Origin of the sequence: Brumimicrobium salinarum, assembly GCF_002844555.1 — a bacterium.
GTDB classification, from domain to species: Bacteria; Bacteroidota; Bacteroidia; order Flavobacteriales_D; family Crocinitomicaceae; genus Brumimicrobium; species Brumimicrobium salinarum.
In genome coordinates this window covers 1-306 of record NZ_PJNI01000028.1, presented here as the reverse complement: position 1 = coordinate 306, position 306 = coordinate 1, and the positions used below count along the sequence as shown (strand labels likewise).

The window sequence follows — 306 nt, the reverse complement described above, 5'->3', positions numbered from 1 at the left end:
AGCCACCAGGCATTACTGCTTGGTGGCCACTTACCTGAATCTTTAACTTACGCTTACACGCAAGTTTTCTCAGTCAACCGAATAGAGATCTTGATGATCTCAGCTTCTTCGGTTACGTCTTTACTCGAATCAACATCGACCATATTCACGGAATTCGCTAACTCTGTTCCTGCTTTGAATTTTGGTCGTCTCTTTGAGACGCTTACTTTCAATTCATCTTCTAAACACTTTTCTTCAGACATATTTCTAAATTTTGTGGTCCGCTTTAAATTTTGAAGCAGACCGATTAAACATTCTACTTTTTTT

General features: G+C 38.6%; 1 protein-coding gene. It reads right to left on the bottom strand.

The annotated features are described in order from the left end of the window. Nucleotides 1-53 precede the first annotated feature (53 nt). Nucleotides 54-306 (bottom strand): hypothetical protein (locus tag CW751_RS14895; RefSeq protein WP_101335821.1); only part of this gene is annotated, 253 nt, incomplete at its 5' end.